This window comes from Nocardia sp. NPDC004722 (assembly GCF_053601505.1).
The window spans coordinates 1-5,946 of record NZ_JBSGBY010000533.1 but is presented as its reverse complement, the minus strand read 5'-3'; the positions used below and the strand labels follow the sequence as shown (position 1 = coordinate 5,946).

General features: G+C 71.2%; 1 protein-coding gene. It reads left to right on the top strand.

The features are described 5' to 3' along the window. Positions 1 to 12 precede the first annotated feature (12 nt). Positions 13 to 5,946, top strand: a 5,934-nt coding sequence (locus ACWELQ_RS35625) for an amino acid adenylation domain-containing protein (RefSeq protein WP_452401412.1), incomplete at its 3' end; no start/stop codon positions are given.

The following is a 5,946-nucleotide window of genomic DNA, read 5'->3' as shown; positions in this document are numbered from 1 at the left end:
CTGGACCCGGCGGTGGATACCCGGCGGACGGCCGGACGGATCGATATCGAAGTGCCGGGAGAGTTTTCGGCGGTCCTGCTGGGGCGGATCGCGGCCGCCTTCCGCTGCGGCGTCGAGGACGCGTTGCTGGCGGCGTTGGCGTTGGCCAGATCACGCATGGGGCAGGGACGCCCAGGTGAACTGGTCGTCGCGGTGGAGCGGCACGGGCGTGATGAGGCCGCCGTGCCGGGGGCAGACCTGTCGCACACGGTTGGCTGGTTCACCGCACAAGTGCCGGTGCGACTGGGACCCGTTGTCGTGGAGGTCGATTCGCGAACCGGTGCGGCCGCTACCGTCGAGGCCACTGTGAAGACGGTCAAGGAGCAGCTGCGGGCGGTGCCCAGAGGCGGTTTCGGTTACGGGCTGCTGCGGCACCTGAACCCGGACACGGAGCGTGTGCTGGCCGCGCTGCCGGAGCCGCAGATCGGGTTCAACTATCTCGGGCAGATCCCCGACGTCGCGGTCGAGGGCGATTGGCTGCCGGTGTCGGTGGGGGACCGGCTGGGCGGCCACGCGGATCCGGATATGCCGCTGGCGTCGGTGATTTCGGTGGATGCCGTGACACTGGAGTCCGCGGACGGGCCGCGGATCCGCGCGGTGTGGCAGTTCGCGTCGGAGGCCATCGCGGCCGCCGAGGTGGAGGCGCTGGCGCGGGAATGGCTGGCGGCCGTGCGAGAGATCGCGGAGCTGGTCGGGCGGCCCGATGCCGGTGGGCTCACGCCCGCCGATCTGCCACTGCTGGACGCCACGCAGCGGGAAATCGACGCGTGGGAAAGGAATTTCGGCCGACTGACCGATGTATGGCCGTTGACGCCGCTGCAGCGCGGACTGCTGTTCCAGGCGCAACTGGCCGAGGGCGGCCCGGACGGATACTCGGTGCAGGCGGTGATCGATATCGAGGCCGACCTGGATCGCGACCGGCTGACCGCCGCCGTCGCGGCACTGCTGCGCCGCCACGAGGTGCTGCGCGCCGGGTTCGCCACCTCGGATGCCGCTGTGGCGCAGGTGATTCCGGCGGAGGTGGCGGTGCCGTGCACCTATCGTGAGGTGCCAGGAGCCACGGACGAGGAGCTCGACGCGCTCGCCGCCGCCGAGTTCGCCGTCCCCTTCGCGGTCGACGCCCCGCCGCTGATCCGGTTCCTGTGCCTGGCGGCGGGGGAGCGGAGCTTGCGGCTGGTGATCACCAACCATCACCTGATTCTCGACGGCTGGTCGATGCCGTTGCTGTTCGCCGAGCTGATCGGCCTCTACGAAACCCGCGGCGACGACACCGGATTCGCGGCGCCGGTGCCGTTCCGCACCCACCTGGAGTGGCTGGCGGGCCGCGACATGGATCGTGCCCGCACCGCCTGGGCGGGGTCGCTGGCCGGTGTGGAGGGCCCGACCCTCGTTGCGCCCACCGCGCCGCGTGCGGATGCCCCGGCCACCCCGGTCCCGCACGCGGTGCCGCTGCCCGACGATCTGCCCGCCGCCCTGCGTCGCACGGCCGCGGCCTGCCAGGTCACCGTCAACACCCTGGTGCAGGTGGCCTGGGCGCTGCTGCTGGCCGAGCAGACCGGCTCGGCCGACATCTTGTTCGGTGCAACGGTTTCGGGCCGCCCGCCGGAGCTGGCCGGTGCCGAACGCATGGTCGGCATGCTGGTGAACACCGTCCCGGTGCGCATCGCGCTCGACCCCGCCGAGTCCGTCGCGGACCTGCTCGCGCGGGTGCAACGCGAACAGGCCGCCCTCGCCGAGCACCAGCACGTGGGTCTCGACGAGATCCAGTCGATCACGGGCCTCGGCCCCCTGTTCGACACCGCCACCGTCTTCGAGTCCTATCCCGTCGACGCCGCCACCCTCACCGCCGCAACCCGCCAGGCCGACCTCGCCGTCACCGCCCTGCAAGCCCACGACGGCACCCATTACCCCCTCTCCTTGGCCGCCTACGCCAATAACGGCCTGCGCCTGGAACTCACCCGCTCCCCCCGCCATTTCGACGCTCAGCAGGCCGATGAGCTCGCGGCCGCCCTCGCCTGCCTCCTGGTGGCCCTGACCGGCGACCCCGCCCGCCGCACCGCCCAGCTGCACGGCGTCGCACCCGAGGACCCCGCCGCGATCCGTCTGGGCGCGCCGTCCCGCGTCGTGCGCCTGCTACCGGATCTGTTGTCCGCCGCCGGAATGCGGCACGCCGTGGCGGTTGTCAGCGCCCGGGCCCCGATTCCTGCCGACGGATCGAACAACGAAGTCGCCCTCGGCAGTTCGCGGATCGCGCTCGGTGCCGGGGTGGGTGGCCTGACCTATGGCGAATTGGATGCTGTGTCGAACCGGTTGGCGCGGCGGCTGATCGCGGCCGGTGCCGGGCCGGAGCGGTCGGTGCTGGTAGCGCTACCGCGGTCGGTGGAGGCCATCGTGGCGGTGTGGGCGATCGCTAAGAGCGGTTCAGCGTTCGTACCCGTGGATGTGACGCAACCGAGAGCACGGACCGCTCTGATAGCGGCCGAATGCCATGCGGTGCTGGGGATCACCGCTGCGTCGGTCGCGGATCTGCCCGGCGGTGTGGAGTGGCTGCGGGTGGATGACGCGGGGTTGATCGGCGAATGCGCCGCACTGTCCGCCGATCCGGTGACCGACGTCGACCGGCGAGTCCCGCTGCGCCCCGAGCATGCGGCCTACGTGGTGTTCACCTCGGGCTCCACGGGCACGCCGAAGGGCGTCGTGGTCTCGCACGGCGGGCTGGCGAATATGGTGGCGGCGACGGCGGAGCGCGGAGGGATCGCGCGTGAGTCGCGGGTGATGCACTGTCTCAATCCAGCTTTCGACGCGGCCATCCTGGTGTGGATGTCGGCCTTCGCGGCCGGGGCGACACTGGTTGTCGCACCGCCGGAGTCGAGTGCGGGACCGGAGCTGGCGGCTGCGCTGCGAACGAGCGGTGCCACCCACCTGACGTGCACGCCGAGCGTGCTCGCCACCCTGGATGCCGCCGATCTGGAGAGCGTGCGGACGGTTGTGATGGGCGGCGAACCCTGCCCGCCCGCGCTGGTGACGCGGCTGGGAGCCGGTCGCGCACTGGTGAATTCGTATGGACCGGCGGAGACCACGATCGCCGCGAGCTTCGGCGACCCGATGACCGCCGAGACGTCCACGCTGCTCGGCGCCCCGGTGCCCGGCGCGACCTTGATGGTCCTGGACGGCTGGCTGAGGCCCGTGCCGCCCGGTGCGGTCGGCGAGCTGTATGTGCGCGGCCCGGGGGTGGCGCGCGGATATGCCGGTCGTGCGGCGCTTTCCGCGAGCCGGTTCGTGGCGGACCCGTTCGCCTCGGGGCAGCGGATGTACCGCACCGGCGACCTCATGCGCTGCACCGCAGCGGGTTTCGAGTATGTCGGCCGCGGCGACTTCCAGGTGAAGATTCGCGGCATCCGAGTGGAGCCGGGCGAGGTCGACGCCGTCCTGCTCACCCACGAGCTCATCGAGGCCGCGGTGACGGTGGCCCGCCGCAATGCCGCCGGAGCGATGACGCTGTGCTCGTATGTCTCCCTGCGGTCTCCGAGGCCGGTCGCGGAGCTGCTGGCGTGGGCGTCCGGCCGATTGCCGCGCTATCTGATGCCCTCGAGTCTGCAGGTGCTCGACGAGCTGCCGTTGACCGCGAGCGGCAAGGTGGACCTCCGCGCCTTGCCGGAACCGATACTGGCACAGGCGGAATACGTCGCACCGACGGCATCGGAGGCGGTGATCGCCGCGACCTATGCCGACGTCCTGGGCCTGGAGCGGGTCGGTGCGCGCGACGACTTCTTCGCTCTCGGCGGCGATTCGCTCATCGCCGCCCGGGTCGCCGCCCGCCTGAGCGCGGATCTGGGCCGTGCCGTGCCGGTCCGGCTGCTGTTCGAGGCTCCCGTCGTCGCCGAATTGGCGGTGCGGCTGACGTCCGCCGTCACCGCCGCCTCGGGCCCGGTACCCGTCCGTGCCGAGCGGCCGGACCTCGTCCCGCTGTCCCCGGCGCAGCAGCGCATGTGGTTCGTCAACCGCTACGATCCCGGCTCACCGGCCTACAACGTGCCGGTGGCCCTGCGGCTTTCGGGCCTCCTGGATCACGCGGCTCTGCGCGCCGCGCTGCGCGATGTGATCGAACGCCACGAAACTCTCCGCACCGTGTATCCCGACCTCGACGGCGTGGGCATGCAACGCGTCCTCACCGCCGACGAGGTCGAACTCGACCTCACCCCGGTTCCGGTAGCAGCCGACCGGCTGACCGAGGCCGTCACGGACACGATCGGCCGTGGCTTCGATGTCACCGCCGCGGTTCCGTTGCGCGTGAAGGTATTCCAGGTCGACTCCGGTGTGACCGAACACGTCGTCGTCCTGGTCGCGCATCACATCGCGACGGACGGGTTCTCGATGGCACCGCTGACGCGCGATGTGGCGGCCGCCTACGCGACGCGGGCGGCGGGCACACTGCCGGTGTGGGAGCCGCTGCCGGTGCAGTACGCGGATTACACACTGTGGCACCGGAATCGGCTCGGCTCCGAGGACGAGGCGGAGTCACTCGCGGCACGGCAGGTGGAGTACTGGAAGCGGGCATTGGAAGGCATTCCCGATCACCTGGAGCTGCCCACCGACCGTCCGCGACCGGCTCGGGCGTCGTATCGCGCCGCGGAATGCGTTGCGCGCCTGGATCGTAAGCTGACCGACGCCGTCGAACGCACGGCCCGCGAGCATCGCGCGACCCCGTTCATGGTGGTGCACGCCGCCCTGGCGGTGCTGCTCGCCCGGCTCGGCGGCGGCGAGGACGTGGTGATCGGGACGCCGGTGGCGGGCCGCGGCGTCCGCGAACTCGACGACCTGGTCGGCATGCTCGTCAATACGCTGGTGCTGCGCACCGGCATTCGCCCGGCCGAGGGCTTCGGCGAACTGCTGGACCGGGTACGGGACAACGATCTCGCCGCCTTCGAGCACGCCGACGTGCCGTTCGAGCGGCTCGTCGAGGTGCTGGCCCCGGCCCGCTCGCCCGCACGGCATCCGCTGGTGCAGGTCATGCTGGTGTTCCAGAACCTGACCATGCCGGAATTGGAACTGCCCGAGCTGACCGTGTCGCCGCTGGAACTGCCGCAGACCAGCAGCCGTTTCGACCTGAGCCTCACCGTCGTCGGCGACACCGAGGGCATGGAACTGCGCTGCTGCTACGCCACCGACCTGTTCGACGCGTCCACGATCGCGAATCTCAGCGATCGTCTGCTGCTGGTGCTGGCCGAGGGCACCGCCGAATCGGCCGGGCCGGTCGGCGATCTCGACCTGCTGACCGCCGCCGAGCGGCAGCGGCTGCACGAGACGACCGCACCCGTGGCCGCGGCGCGCACGCTCGCCGATCTCATGGCCGACGCTGTCGCCGCGAACCCGGACGGCATCGCGGTGGTGTGCGGCGCGCAGCAGCTGACCTATCGCCAACTCGACGCCCGGGCCGAACAGCTGGCGCGACGCCTCAGTGCTGCCGGGGCCGGTCCGGAAACCCTGGTGGCCGTGGGTATTCCGCGATCCATCGAATCGGTGCTGGCGGTGTGGGCGGTGGCGCGCACCGGGGCGGCGTTCGTACCCGTGGATCCGGCCTATCCGCCCGACCGCATTGCCCGCATCATCGATGTCTCCGGGGTATGCCTGGGCCTGACCGTCACCGCGCAGCGCGACCGGCTGCCGGGTGCCGTCGACTGGTGGTGCGTGGACGACGACGCGGAGGAGTTCCCGCACGCAGCGCACGACATCGTCAGGAACACAGCGCATCCGGCGTACGTGATCTTCACCTCCGGATCGACGGGTGCGCCCAAGGGTGTGGTGGTGTCGCACGCCGGACTGGCCAATCTCGCGGCCGCCCAGCGGGAACGCGACCACATCACCCGCGACTCCCGCGTCCTGCACGTCGCCTCACCGAGTTTCGAC